This window comes from Pseudomonas sp. MDT1-17, assembly GCF_054898105.1.
This window is the reverse complement of the sequence record NZ_JBUBVM010000001.1, coordinates 3,528,369-3,552,301: the sequence shown is the minus strand read 5'-3', so window position 1 is coordinate 3,552,301 and position 23,933 is coordinate 3,528,369. Positions and strand designations below refer to the sequence as shown.

The 23,933-nt window shown below is 59.6% G+C and carries 21 protein-coding genes and 2 pseudogenes; 16 read left to right on the top strand and 7 right to left on the bottom strand.

What is annotated here, in order from left to right:
* Positions 1–16: 16 nt before the first annotated feature.
* Both narL and ACYZTX_RS16485 read right to left on the bottom strand, forming a co-directional pair.
* On the bottom strand, positions 17–664 hold the full coding sequence (gene narL / locus ACYZTX_RS16490) for a two-component system response regulator NarL (RefSeq protein WP_462034952.1): 648 nt from the start codon (positions 662–664) through the stop codon (positions 17–19).
* Complete coding sequence (locus tag ACYZTX_RS16485; RefSeq protein WP_462034951.1) at positions 661–2,463, bottom strand: HAMP domain-containing protein; 1,803 nt, start codon at positions 2,461–2,463, stop codon at positions 661–663. Before ACYZTX_RS16485 ends, narL begins: the two co-directional genes overlap by 4 nt.
* A gap of 304 nt (positions 2,464–2,767) precedes the next feature.
* Between ACYZTX_RS16485 and ACYZTX_RS16480 the strand changes: the two genes are divergently transcribed.
* The 13 genes and pseudogenes from ACYZTX_RS16480 (at position 2,768) to ACYZTX_RS16420 (ending at position 19,141) form a co-directional block, all read left to right on the top strand.
* Entirely contained in the window at positions 2,768–4,072 is a 1,305-nt protein-coding gene (locus ACYZTX_RS16480) for an MFS transporter (RefSeq protein WP_461963557.1), read from the top strand.
* A complete protein-coding gene (locus tag ACYZTX_RS16475) occupies positions 4,050–5,447 on the top strand; it encodes a NarK family nitrate/nitrite MFS transporter (protein WP_462034950.1) in 1,398 nt (465 codons plus the stop codon). The genes ACYZTX_RS16480 and ACYZTX_RS16475 overlap by 23 nt, the downstream gene beginning before the upstream one ends.
* A gap of 69 nt (positions 5,448–5,516) precedes the next feature.
* Positions 5,517–9,290: a nitrate reductase subunit alpha gene (locus ACYZTX_RS16470; protein WP_462034949.1), complete on the top strand. Its 3,774-nt coding sequence runs from the start codon at positions 5,517–5,519 to the stop codon at positions 9,288–9,290.
* Between the two features lies 1 nt (position 9,291).
* Positions 9,292–10,830, top strand: coding sequence for a nitrate reductase subunit beta (gene narH, locus ACYZTX_RS16465; protein ID WP_449643735.1), 1,539 nt, complete (start codon positions 9,292–9,294; stop codon positions 10,828–10,830).
* A 2-nt stretch (positions 10,831–10,832) separates the two neighbouring features.
* A complete protein-coding gene (gene narJ, locus ACYZTX_RS16460) occupies positions 10,833–11,588 on the top strand; it encodes a nitrate reductase molybdenum cofactor assembly chaperone (RefSeq protein ID WP_462034948.1) in 756 nt (251 codons plus the stop codon).
* A complete protein-coding gene (gene narI, locus ACYZTX_RS16455; protein WP_462034947.1) occupies positions 11,581–12,261 on the top strand; it encodes a respiratory nitrate reductase subunit gamma in 681 nt (226 codons plus the stop codon). Before narJ ends, narI begins: the two co-directional genes overlap by 8 nt.
* Before the next feature lie 10 nt (positions 12,262–12,271).
* A complete protein-coding gene (locus tag ACYZTX_RS16450) occupies positions 12,272–13,231 on the top strand; it encodes a peptidylprolyl isomerase (RefSeq protein WP_462034946.1) in 960 nt (319 codons plus the stop codon).
* Positions 13,232–13,255: 24 nt separating this feature from the next.
* Positions 13,256–14,248, top strand: coding sequence for a GTP 3',8-cyclase MoaA (gene moaA / locus ACYZTX_RS16445; RefSeq protein ID WP_462034945.1), 993 nt, complete (start codon positions 13,256–13,258; stop codon positions 14,246–14,248).
* A 271-nt stretch (positions 14,249–14,519) separates the two neighbouring features.
* A complete protein-coding gene (locus tag ACYZTX_RS16440) occupies positions 14,520–16,535 on the top strand; it encodes a ribonucleoside triphosphate reductase (protein WP_462034944.1) in 2,016 nt (671 codons plus the stop codon).
* Positions 16,536–16,567: 32 nt separating this feature from the next.
* On the top strand, positions 16,568–16,735 hold the full coding sequence (gene nrdD / locus ACYZTX_RS16435; protein ID WP_017338867.1) for an anaerobic ribonucleoside-triphosphate reductase: 168 nt from the start codon (positions 16,568–16,570) through the stop codon (positions 16,733–16,735).
* Entirely contained in the window at positions 16,732–17,427 is a 696-nt protein-coding gene (locus ACYZTX_RS16430; protein ID WP_462034943.1) for an anaerobic ribonucleoside-triphosphate reductase activating protein, read from the top strand. Before nrdD ends, ACYZTX_RS16430 begins: the two co-directional genes overlap by 4 nt.
* 94 nt (positions 17,428–17,521) lie before the next feature.
* Positions 17,522–18,046, top strand: a pseudogene (locus ACYZTX_RS16425) (MCP four helix bundle domain-containing protein); the annotation flags it as partial.
* Between the two features lie 33 nt (positions 18,047–18,079).
* Entirely contained in the window at positions 18,080–19,141 is a 1,062-nt protein-coding gene (locus tag ACYZTX_RS16420; protein ID WP_462037058.1) for a methyl-accepting chemotaxis protein, read from the top strand.
* 38 nt (positions 19,142–19,179) lie between these two features.
* Here the strand turns inward: ACYZTX_RS16420 and ACYZTX_RS16415 are convergent, their stop codons facing one another.
* From ACYZTX_RS16415 to ACYZTX_RS16395, 5 genes are all read right to left on the bottom strand, one after another.
* Complete coding sequence (locus tag ACYZTX_RS16415) at positions 19,180–20,559, bottom strand: 4Fe-4S binding protein (RefSeq protein ID WP_462034942.1); 1,380 nt, start codon at positions 20,557–20,559, stop codon at positions 19,180–19,182.
* Positions 20,547–21,401 (bottom strand): FTR1 family iron permease, encoded by an 855-nt coding sequence (locus ACYZTX_RS16410; protein ID WP_462034941.1) that lies wholly within the window; start codon positions 21,399–21,401, stop codon positions 20,547–20,549. Before ACYZTX_RS16410 ends, ACYZTX_RS16415 begins: the two co-directional genes overlap by 13 nt.
* Before the next feature lie 21 nt (positions 21,402–21,422).
* Positions 21,423–21,755: a cupredoxin domain-containing protein gene (locus ACYZTX_RS16405; protein WP_462034940.1), complete on the bottom strand. Its 333-nt coding sequence runs from the start codon at positions 21,753–21,755 to the stop codon at positions 21,423–21,425.
* Positions 21,756–22,286, bottom strand: a complete 531-nt coding sequence (locus ACYZTX_RS16400) for an iron transporter (RefSeq protein ID WP_462034939.1) — start codon at positions 22,284–22,286, stop codon at positions 21,756–21,758. It lies immediately after the preceding gene.
* 87 nt (positions 22,287–22,373) lie between these two features.
* Positions 22,374–22,721 (bottom strand): hypothetical protein, encoded by a 348-nt coding sequence (locus ACYZTX_RS16395; RefSeq protein ID WP_462034938.1) that lies wholly within the window; start codon positions 22,719–22,721, stop codon positions 22,374–22,376.
* A 151-nt stretch (positions 22,722–22,872) separates the two neighbouring features.
* Between ACYZTX_RS16395 and ACYZTX_RS16390 the strand changes: the two genes are divergently transcribed.
* The 3 genes and pseudogenes from ACYZTX_RS16390 (at position 22,873) to ACYZTX_RS16380 (ending at position 23,885) form a co-directional block, all read left to right on the top strand.
* Positions 22,873–23,112: a DUF3079 domain-containing protein gene (locus ACYZTX_RS16390; RefSeq protein ID WP_462034937.1), complete on the top strand. Its 240-nt coding sequence runs from the start codon at positions 22,873–22,875 to the stop codon at positions 23,110–23,112.
* A 306-nt stretch (positions 23,113–23,418) separates the two neighbouring features.
* Positions 23,419–23,508, top strand: a pseudogene (locus tag ACYZTX_RS16385) (hypothetical protein); the annotation flags it as partial.
* A gap of 47 nt (positions 23,509–23,555) precedes the next feature.
* Complete coding sequence (locus ACYZTX_RS16380; protein WP_462034936.1) at positions 23,556–23,885, top strand: CHAD domain-containing protein; 330 nt, start codon at positions 23,556–23,558, stop codon at positions 23,883–23,885.
* Positions 23,886–23,933: the final 48 nt, after the last annotated feature.

Below are 23,933 nucleotides of genomic sequence, written 5' to 3'. Positions count from 1 at the left end.
CAAGGAGGGATGCCCGTCAGCCTGCATTGCGCAGATGCTCCATGGCCCACACCGCCGCCTCGACCCGCGAGCGCAAGCCGAGTTTGTGCAGCAGGTTCTTGACGTGAACCTTGACCGTCCCTTCGGTGATGCCCAACTTGTGCCCGATGACCTTGTTGCTGAAACCGCTGGCAATGGTTTTCAACACTTGACGTTCACGCTCGGTCAGTTCCACCACGGTCTGGCGCTGTGGTGAGCGCAGCGCCTGGGCCATGACTTGGGTCAGGCCCGGGCTGATCACCAGTGCGCCGTTCAAGGCATCTCGAATGTACTGAATCAACAGTTCGGGTTCCATGTCCTTGAGCAGATAGCCGTCGGCATCCAGACGCAGTGCGTCGCGAATATCGTCTTCAGCGTCCGAAACCGTGAACAGCAGCACCTTGCCGGTGTAGTGCATTGCCCGTAATTGGCGCAGGGTTTCAATGCCATTCATCTGCGGCATGTTGTTATCGAGCAGCACCAGATCCGGTTGCAGCGGCTCGATCAGACTGAGTGCTTCTTCGCCGTTGCCGGCTTCGCCGACGATCAGGAAATCATCTTCGAGTTCGAGTATCTGGCGAATGCCGTGACGCATCATCGGATGGTCGTCGACCAGCAGGATGGTGTGTTGCAGGGACGGGTTCATGTGACGCTACCTTCTGTTTGCTGCCCGAGAAATTCCGGTTGGAATTCCAGTTGGACGCGGGTGCCTTGCGGCTCCCTGGAAACTATTTTGAGTTGACCGCGCAAGCTGCGGGCCCGCTCATCCATGATGTTCAGGCCATGGTGTTCGCGTTGGTCGACGTTGCCGCTGAACCCGCGACCGTCGTCTTCGACGATGAGCCTGACGGTTTCACCGTCCTGACGCAGTTCGAGCCAGGCGTTTTGTGCGTGGGCATGGCGCAGGCAATTGGAGAGCGCCTCACGGGTGATCTGCAAAATGTGGATTTGCTCGCTGGCCGATAGCTGAAAGGCCAGCGCGTCGACGTGCAGGTGCACCTGAAATTCCCCGCGACGGGAGAACTCCTCGGCGGTGTCCTTGAGTTCGTGCACCAGTCCCGCGTCGTGAATCTGCAAGCGAAAGGTGGTCAGCAACTCGCGTAGCTGGCGGTAGGCATTGTTCAGCCCGTCGCGCAGTTCGGCAGTGACATTTTCCAGGGTCTCGACCGGTTCGCCACGGCGCATCAGGGTCTGCAGGCGGCTGACTTGCAGCTTCATGTAGGACAGGGCCTGGGCCAGTGAGTCGTGCAACTCGCGGGCAATGATCGTGCGTTCGTCGAGCAACAGCAGGCGATGATCCTGCTCCCGTTGACGCTTGAGCGAGAGCGACGTGCCGATCAGGTTGGCCAGGGCCTGGATCAGCTGGGTTTCCCAGGCTTGCGTCGGATGCCCGTCGACAAAATGTGCCTTGAGTTCACCCAGTTCACTGCCCTGGTTACTGATGCTGAACGTTTGTGGACTGGCCTTATGGTGCTTCTGGCACGTGGCGCAGTCGCTGCTGGCGCAGACTTCCCGGATGTTCGCGCCGTGGAGGGCGAGCAACTGCTGGGCCGGTGCCTGCAATTGTCCTTGCAGACACAGCGACAGGCGCAAGCCGGGCAAGCGTTGCTGGAAGCGTCGAATCAATTCATCCAGGCCTTCGGCATTGGCCAGGCGTGTGGCCAGGCTGCGGCTGCTTTGGTACAGCAGTTCGAGAGCGGCATTGGCTTGTTGCAGGTTCAGGGTTTTTTGCTGGACCTGACTCTCCAGCGTGCGATGCGACTCTTCGATCGTCTCGGCCATGGCGTTGAAGCTTGTGGCCAATTGGCCCAGCTCGTCCTGGGACTGATGGTTGACCCGCACCTTGAAGTCGCCGCGGCGAAAGCGCTGGGTCGCATCCACCAACTCTTTCAAGGGCATGACGACCCCGTACTGCAATTCATAGAGCCCAATCAGCAGGACGAACAGGGTGGTGAACAAGGCCAGGCCCTGGATCACCTGTTGCCAGCCTTGCTTTTGTTCGCTTTGGCGCTGCAGCAGGCTGACGAACTGGTTCAGTTGTTCAATGAAGGGCAGGGCCTGGGCCTGAAAATAGGCGGCATCGCCGCGCTCCAGTGCCGGGCGCAAATCCTCGTTCCATTGTTGCTGGATTTGCCCATAGCTGATTTGCAGGGCAGCGGTCGGGCCATCTTCCAGCACCGCCTTGAGCGACTGGCTGGTGAGACGGGTTTGCAGGCTGTCCGTGACGGCGGCGATGTCTGAGGCGGTTGCACCCGCCGCCAGTTTCCAGCTCAGGTGGTAGGTCTCCATGCGCACCGAGCCTGCGGTGTTGATGGCAGCGGCATCGCCCTGGCTGAACCAGGCGATCAGTCCGGCGCTCAATGAACTGGCGAGAGCGAGCACGGCGATCAGGATCACCGCCAGCCCGGCGCGAGCGGGCAGGGAACTGCGCAACCAGCGCAGCATCAGTGCTGATCCGGGAAGAAATCAGGAAAACAGAGCATGTGCAGCTCCAGGGTGGGGTTTTGCCGCCGATCCCGGGCGCGCTACCTCTAAAGAGTTGTCGACTGATCCTAGTCAGCAAAAAACGTGGAGAAAACACCTAAGGCGCTGATAAACAAACGGTTTTAGGGTTTCCCTGAACTACCTCCTTAGAGGTAGACCGCACAAGCATAGGCCTATGCCCCCTATGGCTTCGTTGACATGGATCAAGTTTTTACGGGGTTGGCCTCTCTAGTCTGCCGGCATGGCTAACTGACTGGAGAGGATTGTGAACCAACCGCGTGTACGACAAGGCTTGGTGCTGGGCATGAGCACGCTGGCCTTCACTGTGTGTTTCATGGTCTGGATGATGTTTGCCGTGCTCGGGGTGCCGATCAAGGACCTGCTCCAGCTCAACGAAACCCAATTCGGCCTGCTGGCCGCGACCCCGGTACTGACCGGCTCGCTGGTGCGTTTGCCACTGGGTCTGCTGACCGACCGTTTTGGCGGGCGCAGCGTGTTCTTCCTGCTGATGCTGGCCTGCGTGGCGCCGCTGTACCTGATCAGTCACGCCACTGCCTACTGGCAGTTCCTGGTGTTGGGCTTGTTCGTCGGCCTGGCCGGCGGCTCGTTCTCGGTCGGGATTGCCTACGTCGCCAAATGGTTCGACAAGGAAAATCAGGGCTTCGCCATGGGCATCTTCGGTGCTGGTAACGCCGGGGCTGCGGTGACCAAGTTTCTCGCCCCGGCACTGATCGCCGCCGGCAGCTGGCAGCTGGTGCCGAAAGTCTTCAGCGCGATCCTCTTTATTACCGCGCTGTTGTTCTGGTTCTTCAGCGCCGAAAACAAGGACCACCGCAGTGCCACCGGCGCCACGTTGCGTGAGCAATTGAGCTCGCTGAAGGACCCGGCGGTGTGGCGCTACTGCCAGTACTACTCGATCGTCTTCGGTGGTTATGTCGCCCTCGCGCTGTGGATGACCAAGTACTACGTGCAGGAATACGGTTTCAGCCTGCAAAGCGCGGCGCTGCTGGCGGCCTGTTTTTCCCTTCCCGGTGGCGTACTGCGTGCCGTCGGCGGCTGGATGTCGGATCGCTGGGGTGCGCAAAGCGTGACCTGGTGGGTGTTGTGGGTCAGCTGGATCTGCCTGTTCCTGCTCTCGTATCCCCAAACCCAACTGCAAGTGCAAACGATCAACGGCCCGGTGGATTTCCACATCGGCCTCAATCCCGCGCTGTTCACCGTGCTGCTGTTCGTCATGGGCATCGCCTTCGCGTTCGGCAAGGCCTCGGTCTTCAAGTACATCGCCAACGACTACCCGAAAAACATGGGCGCGGTGTCCGGCATCGTCGGCCTCGCGGGTGGCCTGGGTGGTTTCGTGTTGCCGATCCTGTTCGGCGCCCTGGTGGACCTCACCGGCGTGCGCTCTTCCTGCTTCATGTTGATGTACGGCGTGGTCTGGGTCTCCCTCACCTGGATGTACTTCAGCGAAATACGCAAAAGCCCGGTGCTGGGTAAAGCACCGCTGCTGACCCCATCCCCGATTTCCAGCATTGCCCTAGGAGAAGAACATGTCCGTTCTGCAAAAGCCTGACAAAGGCCCGGTCATTCATGACTGGCGCCCCGAGGACCCAGCATTCTGGGGGCGTAGCGGCAAACAGACCGCCACGCGCAACTTGTGGATTTCCATTCCTGCGCTGCTGCTGGCCTTTGCGGTGTGGATGGTCTGGAGCACGGTGATCGTGCGTTTGAACGCCATCGGCTTCACCTTCACCACTGACCAGCTGTTCTGGCTGGCGGCGTTGCCGGGGCTGTCCGGTGCGACCTTGCGCGTCTTCTATTCCTTTATGGTGCCGATCTTCGGTGGCCGTCGCTGGACCGCCCTGAGCACTGCGTCGCTGTTGCTGCCATCGATCTGGATGGGCTTCGCCGTGCAGGACCCGAGCACCTCCTACAGCGTGTTCGTGTTGATTGCCTTGCTCTGCGGTTTTGGTGGCGGCAACTTCGCCTCGAGCATGTCCAACATCAGCTTCTTCTATCCCAAGTCGCAACAGGGCACAGCCCTTGGCCTCAATGCCGGGCTGGGTAACCTGGGTGTCTCGGTGATGCAGTTCTGTGTGCCGCTGGTGATTACTTTCGGCGTGTTCGGCTTCATGGGCGGCTCGCCGCAAGCACTGCCGGACGGCGGTCAGTTGTGGTTGCAGAACGCCGGCTTCATCTGGGTGCCGTTTATTGTCCTGGTGACGGTGCTGGCCTGGTTCGGCATGAATGACCTGTCCAGTGCCCGCGCTTCCTTCAGCGAACAGGCGGTGATCTTCAAACGCAAACACAACTGGCTGATGTGCTGGTTGTACCTGGCGACTTTCGGTTCGTTCATCGGTTTCTCCGCCGCGTTTCCGCTGCTGATCAAAACCTCATTCCCTGATGTCATCGCTTTGAAATTCGCCTTCCTCGGCCCGTTGGTCGGTGCGCTGGTACGCCCGTTGGGCGGCTGGCTGGCGGACAAGCTCGGCGGCGCGAAAGTGACCTTGTGGAACTTCGTGGCGATGATCGTGATGGTCTTCGGCGTCATGCACTTCCTGCCGCAGAACGGTGAGCCCGGCAACTTCTACGGCTATCTCGGCATGTTCATGCTGCTGTTCATTACCACAGGCATCGGCAACGGTTCCACCTTCCGCATGATCCCGGTGATCTTCCGCACACAGCATGAAAAAGCCTGTGTCGGCAAACCACCCGCCGTACGTGAACAAGCACTGAAGAACGCCGGCAAAGAGTCGGCCGCCGTCCTGGGCTTCAGTTCCGCCATGGGCGCCTTCGGTGCGTTCTTCATTCCCAAATCCTTCGGTACTTCGATGGCCCAGACCGGCGGCCCCGAGATGGCCTTCTACATGTTCGTCGGCTTTTACCTGAGCTGCATCGTGGTGACCTGGTGGTGGTACGCGCGCAAAGGCGCGGCGACACCCTGCTAAGACGACCCGAATCCAACCATTGCGTGGGCGGGGCACAGAACCCCGCAGCAAGCCTGAGAGGACTACACCGTGAGTCATTTACTGGATCAACTGAAGTTTTTCAATCGCAAGCAAAACGAGTTTTCCGACGGTCATGGCGAGACCCGCAAAGAGTCTCGCGACTGGGAGAACGTCTACCGTTCACGCTGGCAGTACGACAAGATCGTGCGTTCCACCCACGGGGTGAACTGCACCGGCTCGTGCTCGTGGAAAATTTACGTCAAGAACGGCCTGATCACCTGGGAAACCCAGCAGACCGACTACCCGCGCACCCGTAACGATCTGCCGAACCATGAGCCCCGTGGCTGTCCCCGTGGTGCCAGTTACAGCTGGTACATCTACAGCGCCAACCGGCTCAAGTACCCGAAAATCCGCAAGCCGTTGCTCAAACTCTGGCGCGATGCGCGGCAGACCATGGCGCCGGTCGAAGCCTGGGCCAGCATCGTCGAGGACAAGGCCAAGGCCGACTCCTATAAAAGCAAGCGCGGCATGGGTGGCTTCATTCGCTCCAACTGGGAGGAAGTCAACGAGATCATCGCCGCGGCCAACGTCTATACGATCAAGCAGTACGGCCCCGACCGGATCGTCGGTTTCTCGCCGATCCCGGCCATGTCGATGGTCAGCTATGCCGCGGGTTCGCGTTACCTGTCGCTGATCGGCGGCGCCTGCCTGAGCTTCTACGACTGGTACTGCGACTTGCCACCGGCCTCGCCGATGGTCTGGGGCGAGCAGACTGACGTGCCGGAATCGGCCGACTGGTACAACTCCAACTACATCATTGCCTGGGGCTCCAACGTCCCGCAGACCCGCACCCCGGATGCGCACTTCTTTACCGAAGTCCGTTACAAGGGCACCAAGACGGTCGCGATCACCCCGGACTACTCGGAAGTCGCCAAGCTCACCGATCTGTGGCTGAACCCCAAGCAGGGCACCGATGCGGCGCTGGCCCAAGCGTTCAACCATGTGATCTTCAAAGAATTCCACCTGGACAAACCGAGCGCCTATTTCACCGATTACGCCAAGCGCTTCACCGATTTGCCGGTGCTGGTGCTACTCAAACAAATGGTCGACAAGGCACCGGGCGCCGGCTACCAGCCGGACCGCTTCCTGCGCGCCAGTGACCTGACCGACAACCTCGGCCAGGAAAACAACCCGGAATGGAAAACCATCGCCCTGGATGTCAGCGGTGAACTGGTGTCTCCTCAGGGTTCCATCGGTTATCGCTGGGGCGAGAAGGGCAAGTGGAACATCCTTCCCCGTGAAGGCGGCGAAGGCCGTGAGATCGATCTGAAGCTGAGCCTGATCGGCGATGACGTCGCCGAAGTGGCGTTCCCGTATTTTGCCGGTGAGTCCCACGAACACTTTCAGCACGTGGCCGGCGATGCCGTGCAGTACCGCCGCGTGCCGGTGCATAACGTGGTGCTGGCGGACGGCAGCGTAGCCAAAGTCGCCACCGTGTTCGACCTGTCGGCCGCCAACCTGGCGATCGATCGCGGTTTGGGTGGCGACAACGTCGCTAAGGATTACGACGACGCCTCAGTGCCTGGCACCCCAGCCTGGCAGGAGCAGATCACCGGCGTCAGCCGCGAGAAAGCGATCCAGATCGCCCGTGAGTTCGCCGACAACGCCGACAAGACCAAGGGCCGCTCGATGATCATCGTCGGCGCGGCGATGAACCACTGGTACCACATGGACATGAACTACCGCGGGCTGATCAACATGCTCATGCTCTGCGGGTGTGTTGGCCAGACCGGTGGCGGTTGGGCGCATTACGTCGGTCAGGAAAAACTCCGTCCGCAATGCGGCTGGCTGCCCCTGGCGTTCGGCCTGGACTGGAACCGCCCACCACGGCAAATGAACGGCACCAGCTTCTTCTACGCCCACAGTTCGCAATGGCGCCACGAGAAGATGAGCATGCACGACGTGCTCTCGCCGCTGGCCGATAAATCGAAATTCCCCGAGCATGCCCTGGACTACAACATCCGCGCCGAACGCGCCGGCTGGTTGCCCAGCGCACCGCAACTCAACACTAACCCTTTGCACATTTGCCGCGACGCGGCTGCGGCCGGCATGGACCCGAAAGACTACGTGGTCAAGTCGCTGCAGGACGGTTCGCTGCGCTTCTCCTGCGAACAGCCGGACAGCCCGGTGAACTTCCCGCGCAACATGTTTATCTGGCGTTCCAACCTGCTGGGCTCCTCGGGCAAAGGCCACGAGTACATGCTCAAGTACCTGCTCGGCACCAAAAACGGCGTGATGAACGAAGACATCGGCCAGGTCGGCGACTGCAAACCAGAAGAAGCCGAATGGGTGGACGAAGGCGCCATCGGCAAGCTCGATCTGGTCACCACGCTGGACTTCCGCATGTCCTCGACCTGCGTCTATTCCGACATCGTGTTGCCGACGGCGACTTGGTACGAAAAAGACGACATGAACACCTCGGACATGCACCCGTTCATTCACCCGTTGTCGGCTGCGATCGACCCGGCGTGGGAATCGCGTTCCGACTGGGAAATCTACAAAGGCATTGCCAAGGCGTTTTCCAGCATGTCCGAAGGGCACCTGGGCGTTGAGAAGGACCTGGTGACCATCCCGCTAATGCACGACAGCGTCGGCGAACTGGCCCAACCGTTTGGCGGCACCGACTGGAAAAGCGCCGGCGTCGCACCGGAGCCGGGCAAGAACGCGCCGAACCTGCATGTGGTCGAGCGTGACTACCCGAACATCTACAAACAGTTCTCGTCCCTCGGGCCATTGCTGGAAAAACACGGCAATGGCGGCAAAGGCATCAACTGGAACACCGAAGCCGAAGTGAAGTTCCTCGGTGAACTCAATCACAAAGAAGGCGATGCCGGTATCAGCCAGGGTCGGCCGAAAATCGACACCGCGATTGATGCCGCTGAAGTGATTCTGTCGCTGGCACCGGAAACCAACGGCCAGGTTGCCGTGAAGGCCTGGGCCGCGCTGTCGGAATTCACCGGTATCGATCACAGCCACCTGGCGCTGTCCAAGGCCCACGAAGCGATCCGCTTCCGCGACATTCAGGCACAGCCGCGCAAGATCATTTCCAGCCCGACCTGGTCGGGTCTCGAAGACGATCACGTCAGCTACAACGCCGGCTACACCAACGTTCACGAAGGGATCCCATGGCGCACCATCACCGGTCGCCAGCAGTTCTATCAGGATCACCCGTGGATGCAGGCGTTCGGCGAGCAACTGATGAGTTATCGCCCGCCCGTCAACACCCGCACCATCGAAGGGGTGAAAGGCAAGCGCAGCAACGGCGAGATCGAAATCGTCCTGAACTGGATCACCCCGCACCAGAAATGGGGCATCCACAGCACCTACAGCGACAACTTGCTGATGCTCACCCTCAGCCGGGGCGGGCCGATTGTCTGGCTCTCGGAGAACGATGCGAAACGCGCCGGTATCGAGGACAACGACTGGATCGAGTGCTTCAACATCAACGGTGCACTGACCGCCCGCGCGGTGGTCAGCCAACGGGTCAAGGACGGCATGGTGATGATGTACCACGCCCAGGAACGGATCGTGAACGTGCCAGGTTCGGAAACCACCAAGACCCGTGGCGGCCACCACAACTCGGTCACCCGCGTTGTGCTCAAGCCGACCCACATGATCGGCGGCTACGCCCAGCAAGCCTACGGTTTCAACTATTACGGCACGGTCGGTTGCAACCGCGATGAATTTGTCGTGGTGCGCAAAATGTCCAAAGTCGACTGGCTCGATGGTTCGTCCGGCGATGACCTGCCGCGTCCTTTGCCGACCGATATCGAGGAAAACTGAGATGAAGATTCGCTCACAAATCGGCATGGTTCTGAACCTGGACAAATGCATCGGTTGCCACACCTGTTCGATCACCTGCAAAAACGTCTGGACCAGCCGCGAAGGCATGGAATACGCCTGGTTCAACAACGTCGAATCGAAACCCGGGATCGGCTACCCGAAAGAATGGGAAAACCAGGACAAGTGGAAGGGCGGCTGGATCCGCAATGCCAACGGCACGATCAACCCGCGCATCGGCGGTAAATTCCGCGTGTTGGCGAACATTTTCGCCAACCCGGACCTGCCGAGCCTCGACGACTATTACGAACCGTTCGACTTCGACTACCAGCACCTGCATACCGCGCCGCTGGGCGAGCATCAGCCCACCGCGCGCCCGCGTTCGCTGATCTCCGGCAAGCGCATGGAGAAAATCGAGTGGGGCCCGAACTGGGAGGAAATCCTCGGCACCGAATTCGCCAAGCGCCGCAAGGACAAGAACTTCGACAAGATCCAGGCGGACATTTACGGCGAATACGAAAACACCTTCATGATGTATTTGCCGCGCCTGTGCGAGCACTGCCTCAACCCGACGTGTGCAGCGGCTTGCCCGAGCGGGGCGATCTACAAGCGTGAAGAAGACGGCATCGTCCTGATTGACCAGGAGAAATGCCGTGGCTGGCGGATGTGCATCAGCGGCTGCCCGTACAAGAAGATCTATTTCAACTGGAAAAGCGGAAAGTCCGAAAAATGCATCTTCTGCTACCCGCGTATCGAAGCCGGGCTGCCGACCGTGTGCGCGGAAACCTGTGTCGGGCGCATTCGATACCTCGGTGTGTTGCTGTATGACGCCGACCGCATCAGCGAAGTGGCGAGCACCGCCAATGAGCAGGATCTGTACGAGAAACAACTGGAGATCTTCCTCGATCCGAATGACCCGGCGGTGATTCGTCAGGCTCTGGAAGATGGCGTCCCGCAATCGGTGATCGACTCCGCGCAACGTTCGCCGGTCTACAAAATGGCCGTGGACTGGAAACTCGCACTGCCGCTGCACCCGGAATACCGCACCTTGCCGATGGTTTGGTACGTACCGCCGCTGTCGCCGATCCAGAACGCGGCCACCGCTGGCACCGTGGGCATGAACGGGGTGATCCCGGACGTCGACAGCCTGCGCATTCCATTGAAGTACCTGGCCAACCTGTTGACGGCGGGCGATGAAAAACCGGTCAAGCGTGCGCTGAAACGCTTGCTGGCGATGCGCGCCTACAAACGTTCCGAGCAAGTCGACGGCGTTCAGGACCTGCAAGTACTGGAGGATGTCGGCCTCAGCGTGGCTCAGGTCGAGGAGATGTATCGCTACCTGGCGATCGCCAACTATGAAGACCGTTTCGTGGTGCCGAGTGCCCACCGTGAAGACGCCATGAGCGACGCCTTCGCCGAGCGTTCCGGGTGCGGCTTCAGTTTCGGCAGCGGCTGCAGTGGCAGCTCCGACACCAACATGTTCGGCGCCAAGAAAGCCAACCGCCGCGACATCCTGAAAACCGTCCAGTTGTGGGAGGAATGAGCATGCAAATTCTCAAAGTGATTTCACTGCTGCTCGATTACCCGACCGAGGCGCTGATTGGCGGTCGCGACGAGCTGGAGCAAGCGATCATCCAGTCACGGGAAATCAGCCCGACGCAGCGCGGTGCATTGTTCGAATTGCTCGAGCTGATCTGCGCCAATGATCTGATGGACGGGCAGGAGCACTACGGTGCGCTGTTTGGCCGGGGGCGCTCGCTGTCACTGCTGTTGTTCGAGCATGTGCACGGTGAATCCCGCGACCGTGGCCAGGCGATGGTCGACATGATGGCGCAATACGAAGCCGCCGGTTTTGCCATCGGCGTCAAGGAGCTGCCGGACTATATCCCGCTGTACCTGGAGTTCCTTTCTACCCGCGAAGACATTGAGGCCCGCGAGGGCCTGGCGGATGTTTCGCACCTGCTGGCCTTGCTCGCGGCGCGTCTGGAAGAGCGCGAAAGCGCCTATGCCAGCTGCTTCCGGGCGCTGCTGCAAATTGCCGGGGCCGAGCCCCATCAAGCGGTGGCCGACCTGCGGGCGCAAGTCGCGGCAGAACCTCGCGACGACTCCCTCGAAGCCCTCGACAAGATCTGGGAAGAGGAGGCCGTGGACTTTCTCCAGGCCGAACAGCAGGACCGTTGCAGTTCGCTGCCAAGCGCGCCGGGCAAGGCCCGGGAAGAAAGCGCGGTGCCGTTGCACTGGGTGGATTTTCAGCATGAAGGGTTGGCCGCCGCGCCAGCCAAGGAGGTGGACAATGTCTAAATGGAATCTTTTGTTGTTCGGGGTCTATCCCTATGTCGCCCTGGCGGTTTGCCTGATCGGTAGTTGGGCGCGCTTCGATTTGTCGCAGTACAGCTGGAAAGCAGGTTCGAGCCAGATGCTCAATCAGCGCGGCATGCGCGTGGCGAGCAACTTGTTCCACATCGGTGTGTTGTTCGTGCTGGCCGGGCACTTCGTCGGCCTGCTGACCCCAGCGTCGATTTATCACCATGTGATCAGCACTGAGAACAAGCAGTTGCTGGCGATGGTTTCCGGCGGGTTCTTCGGTCTGTTGTGCCTGATTGGCCTGCTGATGCTGGTCAACCGGCGCCTCACCGATCCACGAGTACGCGCCACCTCCAGTCCTTCGGACATCCTGATTTTGCTGGTGCTGCTGGCGCAATTGCTGCTCGGTCTGCTGACCATCGTCGCATCCACCGGGCACATGGACGGCTCGGTAATGGTGATGCTCGCCGATTGGGCGCAGAACACCGTGCTGTTGCGGCCGATGGAAGCGGCGGCGGCCATCGCGCCGGTCGGGCTGACCTACAAGTTGCATGTGTTTCTCGGATTGACCCTGTTTGTGCTGTTCCCCTTCACCCGTCTCGTACACATGATCAGTGCACCGATCTGGTACCTGGGACGTCGTTATCAAATCGTTCGTCAGAAGTACTGAGGAGACAATCATGTCAGGTGGATGTGGATGTGGTGGCGGTAATGGGGGCAGCGGTGGCTGCGGTTCTTCAAAAAAAGCGCAGGACGTTCTCGACATCGCGCCGGTCGCAGAGGCGCAGTTTGAAGCGCTGCCGGTTGAGTCCGCGGCTGACGATGACGCTCCGGCGCAGTTGATCGCCAGCAGTGAACAGGAGTGGCCGATCATCAGCGTCAACGAGGTGTCGATCACCCCGGAGGCGATGGCTCAGGAGCTGCAATATCACCCGGCCGAAAGCCGTGAGGAAGCGGTGTATCTGGCCGCTAGGGCACTGGTGATCCGCGAGTTGTTGCAGCAGCGCATCACCGAACTCGGTGTGTCGCTGGAGATCGGCGCCGGTGAGAACGAAGAAGAAGCGGCCACGCGCTTGCTGCTTGAGCGTGAGGTAAAAGTGCCTCAGTGCGACGAGGAAACCAGTCTGCGTTACTACGAAAGCAATCGCGGGCGCTTCCACAGCGCGCCGTTGCTGGCGGTGCGGCACATCTTGCTCGAATGTGCACCGGACGATGTCGAGGCCCGGGAGCTGGCGCATGATCAGGCACAAATCCTGCTGCAGCGCCTGGAAGAATTCCCCGGTAGTTTTGCCGAGCTGGCCGTGAAGTATTCGGCCTGCCCGTCGAAGGCTCAAGGCGGTTCTTTGGGACAAATCAGCAAGGGCCAGACCGTGCCCGAACTGGAACGTCAGCTGTTCACCCTGGCACCGGGCCTGACCAGCAAACCACTGGAAAGCCGTTACGGCTGGCATGTGATCAGTGTCGATCAACGGATCGAAGGCATGCCGTTGCCCTATGAAGTGGTGTCGACGGCGATCCGCACGCAATTGCAGCAAGGCGTGTGGCAGAAAGCGCTGGTGCAATACCTGCAAACCCTGATCGGAGCGGCGGATATTCGCGGCATCCACTTACAGGGTGCCGACTCACCGCTGGTGCAGTGAGCATTGGGCAAACCGGGAGAAGTGATGAACGTTGTGATGCAGGATGGTTTTGGGCGGCAGATCGATTATCTGCGGATGTCGGTGACGGACCGGTGTGATTTTCGTTGCGTGTATTGCATGGCGAAAAACATGACCTTCCTGCCGCGTCAGCAGGTGCTCACGCTGGAGGAATTGCAGCGTTTGGCGACGCTGTTCGTTGGCCTGGGTGTACGTAAAATCCGTCTGACCGGCGGCGAGCCGCTGATCCGTCCCGGCATTGTCGGACTGTGCCGCAACATCGCCGCCTTACCCGGTTTGCGCGAACTGGTGATGACCAGCAACGGCTCGCAACTGGGCCGTCTGGCCCGGCCGTTGGTCGACGCCGGGGTCAAACGGATGAACATCAGCCTCGATAGCCTGGACGGGCAGAAGTTTCGGGCGATCACCCGTAACGGCGATCTCGATCAGGTGCTCAACGGCATCGAAGCGGCGCGCGATGCGGGCTTCGAGCGGATCAAACTCAACTGCGTGGTGATGAAAGGACGCAACTTCGATGAAGTCCCGGCGTTGGTGCAATACGCGATTGATCAGCGCATCGACATCAGTTTTATCGAAGAAATGCCCTTGGGCGACGTCGGTCGTTCCCGGGGCGAATCGTTCTGTTCCAGCGACGAAGTGCGCACGCTTATCGCCAGCCAGCATCGGTTGCTCGACAGCACCGAAAACAGTGGCGGCCCGGCGCGCTATGTACGTCTGGAACGCCATCCCGAGACCCGGATCGGCTTCATTTCGCCCAACAGCCACAACTTCTGCGGCAGCTGCAACCGGGTGCGGATGACCGTTGAAGGGAAGCTGTTGCTGTGTCTGGGCCAGGACGATGCCCTGGATCTGCGCGGATTGCTGCGGCGTTATCCGCTGGATGACCAGCCGTTGATCAACGCGATCCAGAGAGCGCTGCGCGGCAAACCACTGCGCCATGATTTCAGCCCCGACGGGGAGGTGCAGATTGTGCGTTTCATGAACATGAGTGGTGGTTGAACTGACCTACTCGGTTCATCAAACAAAACAAATCCAATGTGGGAGCGAGCCTGCTCGCGAAGAAGGCAGCATATTCAACATCAATGTTGAATGTTCAACCGCTTTCGCGAGCAGGCTCGCTCCCACATTGGTTTTCGTTTCCCTTCAGGCATTTTTTTTCGCCGGCAAATCTTGATATCGATCAATTGCAGATCATTACAATGTCCGTAGCCTTCACTGCATGTTGTGCTTAGTTTCAACTAAACATCTATATGTAGTGTCTGGAGGACGAATGCAGAGCACGCTGATCGCAGTAGGATGTAACCGCTTGCACAAACGCGATGGCAGCCAGGTCGCCTTCGATGCCGACAAAATTCGTCAGGCGTTGATCGCCGCCGGCAAGGCGACGGGGGAGTACAGCGAGGTTGAGGTCGAAGGGTTGCTTCACGCGGTATTGGTCAGGCTGGAAGGGTTGCCGAGGCTGAATGTCGAACAAATCCAGGACCGTGTCGAACGCGTGCTGATGGACGCCGGATTTTTCCTCGCCATGCGCGCTTACATCGTATACCGCGAACAGCACGGGCGCTTGCGCCGCGACCGCCGGACGTTGGTCGAGGTGGCGACCTCAATGAACGAATACCTGGACCGTGAAGACTGGCGGGTCCAGGCCAACGCTAATCAGGGCTATTCCCTGGGCGGTCTGGTGTTGAATGTGTCGGGCAAGGTCACCGCCAATTACTGGCTGGACGAGGTGTACAGCGAAGCCATCGGTCAAGCACACCGCGAGGCGGATTTGCATGTCCACGACCTGGACATGCTCGCCGGTTACTGCGCTGGCTGGTCGCTGCGCACCCTGTTGCACGAAGGGCTTAACGGTGTGCCAGGGCGAGTCGAAGCCGGTCCGCCGAAGCACTTGAGCAGTGCCTTGGGGCAGATGGTGAATTTCCTCGGCACCCTGCAAAACGAATGGGCCGGCGCCCAGGCGTTCAGCTCGTTCGACACCTACCTGGCACCCTATGTGCGCAAGGATCAACTGAGCTTTCAGGAGGTGCGCCAAGCGATTCAGGAGTTCATCTACAACCTCAACGTTCCTTCGCGATGGGGCACTCAGACACCGTTCACCAACCTGACCTTCGATTGGGTTTGCCCGCAGGATTTGCGTGAGCAGATCCCCGTCATCGGCGGTGAGGAAATGCCGTTTGCTTATGGCGATCTGCAAGTTGAAATGGAGCTGCTCAACCGTGCCTACATCGAGGTGATGCAGGCCGGCGATGCGAAAGGGCGGGTGTTCACCTTTCCGATCCCGACCTACAACATCACCCATGACTTTCCGTGGGACAGTGAAAACGCCGACCGTCTGTTCGAGATGACCGCGCGTTACGGCTTGCCTTACTTCCAGAACTTTCTCAATTCGGACCTGCAGCCCAATCAGGTGCGCTCGATGTGCTGCCGCTTGCAACTGGATGTTCGCGAGTTGCTCAAGCGTGGCGGCGGGTTGTTCGGCTCGGCGGAACAGACCGGATCGCTCGGCGTGGTGACCATCAACTGCGCGCGGCTGGGCTATGTGTTCAAAGGTGATACCAGCGGATTGCTGCAGCGCCTGGACACGCTGATGGAACTGGCGATGGAAAGCCTGGAGGTCAAGCGCAAGGTCATTCAGCACCACATGGATGCCGGTTTGTACCCGTACACCAAGCGCTATCTGGGAACTCTGCGCAACCATTTTTCCACCATCGGCCTCAACGGCATGCATGAAATGCTGCGCAATTTCACCGGCGACGAGGAGGGCATGCACACCGAACAAGGTCGGCAGTTTGCCCTGAAAATGCTGGACCATGTGCGCAGCACGCTGCTGCGTTTTCAAGAAGAAACCGGCCATATGTACAACCTGGAAGCGACGCCCGCCGAGGGCACGACCTACCGCTTCGCCAAGGAAGACCTCAAGCGCTACCCCGACATTCTCCAGGCTGGCAGCATGCAAGCGCCGTATTACACCAACTCCTCGCAACTGCCCGTGGGCTACACCGAAGACCCTTTCGAGGCGCTGGAACTTCAAGACGAGCTGCAATGCAAATACACCGGCGGCACGGTCTTGCACCTGTACATGGCCGAGCGGATTTCTTCGACCGAGGCCTGCAAGCAACTGGTGCGCAAGGCCCTTGGCCGCTTCCGCCTGCCTTACCTGACCGTGACCCCGACGTTCTCCATCTGCCCGGTGCACGGCTACCTCGATGGCGAGCATGAGTTCTGCCCCAAGTGCGACGAAGCACTGCTGCTGCGAGAACAGAAGCTCGGCACCGTTCATTGATTTCGATCCACTCAACTGCAAGGAGCTTCACCATGACTGCATCGCAAACACTGCCCCAGGCTCAACGTCAACGCTGCGAAGTCTGGACTCGGGTGATGGGCTATCACCGTCCTGTGTCGGCGTTCAATCCGGGTAAACAGTCGGAGCACCGCGAGCGGGTGCACTTCACTGAAAGCGCGGCGCTGGCCGGGCGCCAATGAGTCGAACGCTTCGGGTCGGGGGCATGGTGCCCCTGACCACTATCGACTACCCGGGACTGCTTGCCTGCGTGCTGTTTTGCCAGGGTTGCGCCTGGCGTTGTCGTTACTGCCACAACCCGCAGTTGATCCCGCCTCGAGGCACAGACGAAGTGGATTGGCGGCGGGTGTTGGCGTTTCTGCAACGGCGTCAGGACCTGCTCGATGCCGTGGTGTTCAGTGGTGGTGAGCCCACCTTGCAGGATGGTTTGCTTGGCGCCATGGATGAGGTGCGGGCGATGGGATTTCGCATCGGTTTACACAGTGCCGGCATTAAACCCGCAGCGTTCGCCAAGGCACTGACCGGGGCCGACTGGGTCGGCTTCGATGTGAAGGCGTTGCCCGAGGATTGCCAGGCCATCACTCGGGTCGAGGGTAGCGGAACCGCCAACTGGCGCAGCCTCGAGCATCTGCTCGCCAGCGGTGTCGACTACGAATGTCGGACCACCGTGCATTGGCATCTGTTCGAGCCTGCGCGTTTGTTGATCCTGGCACAGCGTCTGAACGAGCTCGGCGTCAAACGTTTCGCCGTGCAACTGGTGCGCACCGAGCGGATGTTCGATCCGCTGCTGCCAAGCATTTCGGCACAAGCCTTGCTACCTGACTTATGGGAAGCGATGCGCGAGCTGTTTCCAGCCTTCGTGCTACGGGGGTAGCCGAGCCTGCGGAATAACGTTTAGCAGTGACATCCATCATCAGGTTTTCAAATGCGCTGCCTTTCTGGCAGGTATCAAACGGGGAGCATTTGATATGGCCAAATTAAGCACGGCACACCGTATTGTCATCGGCTTTGCAATTGCGCCGCTGGCATTGATGGGCATGGCGTTTTACGCGTTGCACGATCTGGCAACGCTCAAGGAACAGGCGGTGGTTATCGTCAAGCAGGACTGGCCTAAGATCGATCCGATCATGATCATTGCCACCGGCGTGCGCGATAACGCCAGGAACACCCGGGATTTGCTGATCGATAAAGACAATCAGCAAGTGCAACAGTCGATCGACACCACCAAGAAACGCATCACTCAGGCGCTCGAAACGCTTGAGCCGCTGTTCTATTTGCCAGAAGGCAAAGCCGCTTACGCCGCCCTGAAAAAGAATCGCGAGGTCTATGTCGCTGCGTTCACCCAAGTGCAGGTGTTGATCAGGCAAGGGGCCTTCGATGACGCCATGGCGCAGCTCAAGCAAAAGGTCGTCCCGGCTGAACACCAGGTTTATAGAAGCCTGGATGAGCTGATGGCGCTGCAAGGGAAAATATTCGCCGACCGAGAACAGGCGGCGCAGGCACTGTACAGCGATGCCCGGCGCAATATGCTCGGGTTGTTTGTGTTCTGTGTGGCGCTGGTCATCGCCGCCGCGGTGATCGTCACGCGCAGTGTGACCCGGCCACTGGGTGGCGAGCCGGATGATGCCGCACGTTTTTTGAGTCAAATCGCTCAGGGCGACCTGACGATTCAGGTGCCCGTGAACTCAAGTGTCGGCGGCAGCGTGATGATGAATATGCATCAGATGCAGCAAAGTCTGAATGCCATGGTCAGGCACATCGCGAACTCGGTTGACCAGGTGGCCAGTTCTTCCGAAGAACTGAGTACGGTCAGCAGCCAGACCAGCAGCAATCTGCAATTGCAGGGTCTGGAGATCGAGCAGGCGGCTACCGCTGTGAACCAGATGACCGCTGCGGTCGACGAGGTGGCGCGCAATGCGGTGAGCACCTCGGAGGCTTCCCGGCAGTCCGAGCAAACCGCACAGCGCGGGCGCGAGCAGGTTCAGGAAACCGTGGTTTCAATCGGCGCACTGGCCGATGGCGTCACCGACACCTCACAACGCATCGAGCAATTGGCGGGCCGGGTGCAGGACATCAGCAAGGTGCTGGACGTGATTCGCAGCATCGCCGAGCAGACCAATTTGCTGGCCCTCAACGCGGCCATTGAAGCGGCCCGTGCTGGGGACGCCGGACGTGGTTTTGCCGTGGTCGCCGATGAAGTGCGCGCCCTGGCGCATCGCACTCAAGAGTCCACCCAGGAGATCGAGCAGATGATTGGCAACATTCGTCTCGACACCAGCCATGCGGTGACTGCCATGCAAAGCAGCAGTAACCTGGTTCGGGCCACCCTTGAAGTGGCGCAACGGTCGGGCGATGCACTGGACGAAATCACTCGGTCGATCTCGCAGATCAACGAGCGCAACATGATGATTGCCAGCGCCACGGAGGAGCAGGCATTGGTGGCGCGGGAGGTGGATCGCAATCTGATGGGTATTCGTAACTTGTCCGAGCAGGTCTTGCTAGGCGCTCAACATACCCACACCGCCGGCCACGAATTAGCGCAGATGGCAGGGGCGCTGCACCAGACAGTGGCACGTTTTAAAGTCTGAGTGTTCGGGTGGGTGGTTGCAGGAGGGCGCTGAAGTACTCAGGCCCAGCCCCAGAATTGCAACCACCAGCCAAACCCTACCAAGCCGATGGCGAGTAACAGGCAAGTGCTGCCAGCGCAGCGTCGAGCACGGGAAATGCCTTCGCGGTCCAGTCGTTTCCAACCTAGCAGCAGGCTCCAGCCCATCGCGGCCATTAACAGGCAGGCCCTGGTCGGTTGTACCCACTCCAGCAGCAGACCTTCGTAGCGCAGCAATTTCACCGTCGTGGCCGACAGTCCGAGAAACAATCCGGCACCACCCAAAGGCGTGAGGGTCAGTGCCAGGGGCCAATACAGTGCGCGATTGTGTGCCAGTCGAGCCGTCAGGCGCAGAAGGATCATCAACGCCGTGCCCAACACCATCGAACTCAAACTCAAGTAAGCGACGATGCTGAAACCGTCGAGCCAGCTGAAGCTGTCGTTGAGCTGCGGGTAATGGGTGAGCAGCCACCAGGGCGCGTTATCCTGCAGGGCCCAGAGTTGGTCGTGCTCGACCAGCCATTGGGCGAGGGTTTGTTTGAGGGCGACGAACCATGGGCTGACCGTCCACTGGAAAGCGCCCATGGCCAGGCCGATCACACCGAACAGCAATAAGCGCGCGTCCCACGGTGAAAGAGTCTGCCCCGTTGCGTGAAGAATCTCTTGGTTGCTGGAGCGGGCGATCAGCTGAACCGCACCGCGTTGGCCGCTGCAGCGTCCGCAGGCGTGGCAGTCACTGGCGCCTTGCATACGACGGATATCGAGCAAGGGCGCGCAGTTGGGAGGCGGAAGGCGCAGCGCGGTATTTTCCATCCAGCGTTGTTCGTCGACTTGAAAATGCACGGGGGCAAGGCGGGCGAGCAGGGCGAAGACGCCGCTGACCGGGCACAGGTAACGGCACCAGACGCGCTTGCCCCGGGCGAACAGCAACCCGACGACGACCGCGGCGACGGTCGAGCCGCCCAGAATCAACAGCGCCGCCTGGGCGTAGTCGTAGACGCTGATCAATTGGCCGTAGAGGGTCGTCAGGCAAAACGCCAGGGTTGGCCAGCCACCCCAGCGCAACCAGCGCGGTACACCCAAACCTTTGCCGTAATGGCTGGCCCATTCGCTGAGTGAACCTTCCGGACAGAGAACGCCACACCAGAGCCGTCCGAACAGCACGATCGACAGCAACACGAACGGCCACCAAATGCCCCAGAACAAAAACTGCGCGAACAGGGTCAGGTTATCGAGCAGCCGTGCCTGGCTGTCCGGGAGCGGCAACAGCGCTGGGGTCACCAACAGCAACGCATAGAACAGTACAACGGCCCACTGCACCGCACGAATGACCGGCGCATGGCGACGCATTCCATCGCCCAGGCGCTGCAGCCATCGATTGCGACGACTCAGCTCAGGCATGGGACTTTTTCCGCAGCACGCTGGCGCAGCCAACCGCCCACAGCCAGGCAATAACCTGCCAGCACCAGTAACGTCATGCCACTGGGCGTCGCGCGATAACCAGCAAAACCGGCAAGAAAACCACCCAAACCATGGCTGTCGCTGAGTACTGCGCTGCTATCCCAAAGCGCCTCGCCAACGAGGCTGTAGACCACCTCCGGTAAATCCAGGGCGAGTAATTGACCGCCGATTCGCTCGGTGCCGTTGACCAACAATGCCGCCCCGAGCATCAGCAAAACAGCTTCGCTGATGGCAAAGAATCGCTGCCACGAAATAAACCGGCGACTGCTGTGCAGCAGCGCAATCGTCAGCACTGACAGCACCAATCCCAATCCACCGCCGACGGCAAACAAACCAAGCTGCGGACCTCGTAACTGAGCACCGGCGCCATAGAGAAAGACCACCGTTTCACTGCCTTCACGGCTGACGGCGAGCATGGCCAGCAGTAACAGGCCTGCGCCACCTCGCCGGGCCAGGTGGCTATCGGCGTGTCGTTGCAAATCGTGCTTGAGCGTGCGCCCGTGACGGTGCATCCAGCCGACCATCTGCACCATCAGCAGGCTGGCAACCAGCGCGAGTGCGGCCTGGAACCATTCACTGGCTGAGCCGCTCATGGCCTCACCGGCAAACAGAATCAGCACAGCGAGCAGGCCCGAGAGCATCAACCCCAGCACCACACCTGCCCACAGGTATTTGAGCAGGCGACTCCCTTGGCTTTGCTGGCTGGCCCAGGCCTGAAGAATGCCGATCACCAGCAGCGCCTCGACGCTTTCGCGCCAGACAATGAACATTGATTGATTCATGGAAACTCCGTACTGAACGGGTTATTTCGCGAGGATGCCGCCCTCGGGCAATTGCGGATTGAACTCGTCGAAGAAGGGGTAGTGACCGGGCCTGAGGGGGTGAATGACCACGAAGGTCGTCACCCCCGGCGACAGGACTTTTTCAACCCGCAACGGCGTGCTCTCGAACTCTGCCGGACCCTGGCCGATGTTTTTCAGGATGATTTTGAAGCGCTGTCCGGCCGGCACCTCAAGCAGGGCGGGGGTGAAGTGGCCATCGCGCAGGCTGAGTTCATAGCTCTGTAAATCGGCATAGGCCGTCAACGGCGCAACTGCTCCGGCAAGCATCAGCCAGGCAAAGTGCAGACGCTTCATTCAATAACCGCCTTTTTTACCAATGCCGGCGTAGATGAACTCGTAGTGCAGTTCGCAGCGTTCGAACCACGGCGCGACACCGGTCTCCTTGTCGGTATGACGCCCGAGGGACCCATGACCGCTGGGTGGCAGGAGGGTGAAGGTCAGCTGATATTTGCCCGGACCTAGCAGCTTCACATTGTCGCCGTAGTGCGGGCCGTCATTGGCGACCATGGCGTGGAAATCACCCTTGAGTTCCGGGTCGCTGCCATGTTTTTTCAGGTTGAAAGAGACGTTGAGGTAGGGCACGAAACTGCCTTCCTGGAAGCCCTGCCGATTGTCCGCAGTGGCCCGAATGTCGGCTTCCAGATGTACATCGGAATCCGCGGTGGCCCGCATCATCCCGGCAGGCTCCATCTCGATCGGCTGTAAATACACCGCCCCGACTTCCAGCCCGGGACACAACTGTGGCTCACCGATCGGGTATTCCTTGGCGTGAGCCAGCGGTGTGAGCAAGAGCAGGGCAAGCGAAAGCGACAAGGGGGTACGCATGATTTCTTCCTGGGCATTGGCGAGTAGGAGCCCGAGTCTAGGAAGCTTTGCTGCGAACAATAATGATTAGTATCAAGTTTCGAGCAATTAAACCGATGGCTCGTCACGTTGGCGAAATCGCTGGGCGCGCTCGACGCTGTAGATCATCTGTTCGGCTGCGTGAATGGTCAACGGATGCTGAATAAAACCGGGTCTGGGGGAAATGTAGGTAGCCATCTCCCGGGCAACGGCGAGCTGGTGTTCCGAGCCTTCGGCCAGCAGGGCGATGACCAGGTTCTCCAGGGCAATCACTCGGACACGCAGATGAACCAGTTCGGCGTTCGTCAAGGCTGGCGGAGCGGCAAAAACTTCGTCATCGAGAGATGTTGCGGCGTTTTGATTGTCCCAGGTCGACAGAGTTGGATGGCCGCTTGGGACAGGATTTTTATTGAGCATGAGAAACGTCTCCAAGTCTATTCAGACGTTAGCTTAGCCCCGGGATTGCGAAGGAGGCAGTCGCCCGATGTCGATTCTTGATGTGTATCAAGGCTAGCTTTGCGCAAGGGCTGTAGGTTGGAAGAACTCCTCTCAATGATCGGAGATCGGCATGGCCAAGAACTTCCCCGTCAACCCCAAGCACCCCGAACGGATCTGTTGGGGGTGCGACCGGTATTGCCCGGCGAAGTCCCTGGCCTGCGGCAATGGCTCCGACCGTACGATGCATCCGGCCGAGCTGTTCGGCGAGGATTGGCATCTGCCTGGTGACTGGGGCATCGAGACGCTCATCACTACAGACAAGCCGACGGATGACGTAGCGGACGCCTCGACTGGCAGTCAGAGCGAGTAGCTGGTTGCTTGTATCAATGGACGGGACTTCCAGACTGCCCACAATTTGCAGGTGTCGCTCTCAGTTCGGCCGACTCGTCTGTCTTTGCCATAGCGACTCTCGCGTGGTTCGCTGCGATTTCATTGAGCGAAGATGGAATCGATGCGGATCATCGCAACAGGTCTAGCAGGAAAGCAGAACACGCCGCCGCATTCTCTGCCGGCCAGTTAACAACTACTGCGCCTTTTGAGTGGGGCACTGCGATTCGGATCGTAGCGGGAAAAGTTTGATGCACTGCTACCGGCGGCGATGCCTTGTCCGGGATAAAGGCGGTTTGAGGTTGAAGCCTATGGCGAAGGGTTCTTCCGGGGCAGCCTGCACTTTGGTTTTATCAAGGCGCCCGATGCACCCCAAGCTACACCAAGACTCTAAAAAGCCCGCCCCTCAAGAATCTGTTCATTCAATTGGATGAGTGGCCTTCCACCTTTCGCTCGGTTGAAGTCAACGGCGCTTTAACGCACGTCAAGCCTGAAACTGAAAAAGCGCTGAAAAAGCAGATCGACCGCTTGCATACTGCCGTGGATGACACTGGATTTGATCGACACGAGTTGAGAATCCTGGTCAAGCGGACTCGCTACCTCACGAAGGCTTTTCCCAAACTTTCACCGCTTTCGCGCAAAGCGGCGAGTTCTTTGAAAGCACTTCAATCGGCTTTAGGTTCCTGGCATGACCATTATCAATGGTGCCAAAAGGTGCTGATCGAATCTGATCTGCGACCGTTGGAAAAAAATTAGCAGCGCTGCGCAGCTACTGCTCTCGAAAAAGCAGAGGCCCAATTGGTA

Excerpts from the sequence above, each read along its gene's own strand:
- narI (WP_462034947.1), top strand. The coding sequence starts at position 11,581 with ATGTCTAAATGGAATCTTTTGTTGTTCGGGGTCTATCCCTATGTCGCC.
- narH (WP_449643735.1), top strand. The coding sequence starts at position 9,292 with ATGAAGATTCGCTCACAAATCGGCATGGTTCTGAACCTGGACAAATGC.
- ACYZTX_RS16405 (WP_462034940.1), bottom strand. The coding sequence starts at position 21,755 with ATGAAGCGTCTGCACTTTGCCTGGCTGATGCTTGCCGGAGCAGTTGCG.
- moaA (WP_462034945.1), top strand. The coding sequence starts at position 13,256 with ATGAACGTTGTGATGCAGGATGGTTTTGGGCGGCAGATCGATTATCTG.
- narJ (WP_462034948.1), top strand. The coding sequence starts at position 10,833 with ATGCAAATTCTCAAAGTGATTTCACTGCTGCTCGATTACCCGACCGAG.
- ACYZTX_RS16475 (WP_462034950.1), top strand. The coding sequence starts at position 4,050 with ATGTCCGTTCTGCAAAAGCCTGACAAAGGCCCGGTCATTCATGACTGG.
- ACYZTX_RS16440 (WP_462034944.1), top strand. The coding sequence starts at position 14,520 with ATGCAGAGCACGCTGATCGCAGTAGGATGTAACCGCTTGCACAAACGC.
- ACYZTX_RS16390 (WP_462034937.1), top strand. The coding sequence starts at position 22,873 with ATGGCCAAGAACTTCCCCGTCAACCCCAAGCACCCCGAACGGATCTGT.
- narL (WP_462034952.1), bottom strand. The coding sequence starts at position 664 with ATGAACCCGTCCCTGCAACACACCATCCTGCTGGTCGACGACCATCCG.
- ACYZTX_RS16395 (WP_462034938.1), bottom strand. The coding sequence starts at position 22,721 with ATGCTCAATAAAAATCCTGTCCCAAGCGGCCATCCAACTCTGTCGACC.
- nrdD (WP_017338867.1), top strand. The coding sequence starts at position 16,568 with ATGACTGCATCGCAAACACTGCCCCAGGCTCAACGTCAACGCTGCGAA.
- ACYZTX_RS16420 (WP_462037058.1), top strand. The coding sequence starts at position 18,080 with ATGCTCGGGTTGTTTGTGTTCTGTGTGGCGCTGGTCATCGCCGCCGCG.
- ACYZTX_RS16450 (WP_462034946.1), top strand. The coding sequence starts at position 12,272 with ATGTCAGGTGGATGTGGATGTGGTGGCGGTAATGGGGGCAGCGGTGGC.
- ACYZTX_RS16415 (WP_462034942.1), bottom strand. The coding sequence starts at position 20,559 with ATGCCTGAGCTGAGTCGTCGCAATCGATGGCTGCAGCGCCTGGGCGAT.
- ACYZTX_RS16485 (WP_462034951.1), bottom strand. The coding sequence starts at position 2,463 with ATGCTGCGCTGGTTGCGCAGTTCCCTGCCCGCTCGCGCCGGGCTGGCG.
- ACYZTX_RS16400 (WP_462034939.1), bottom strand. The coding sequence starts at position 22,286 with ATGCGTACCCCCTTGTCGCTTTCGCTTGCCCTGCTCTTGCTCACACCG.
- ACYZTX_RS16430 (WP_462034943.1), top strand. The coding sequence starts at position 16,732 with ATGAGTCGAACGCTTCGGGTCGGGGGCATGGTGCCCCTGACCACTATC.
- ACYZTX_RS16410 (WP_462034941.1), bottom strand. The coding sequence starts at position 21,401 with ATGAATCAATCAATGTTCATTGTCTGGCGCGAAAGCGTCGAGGCGCTG.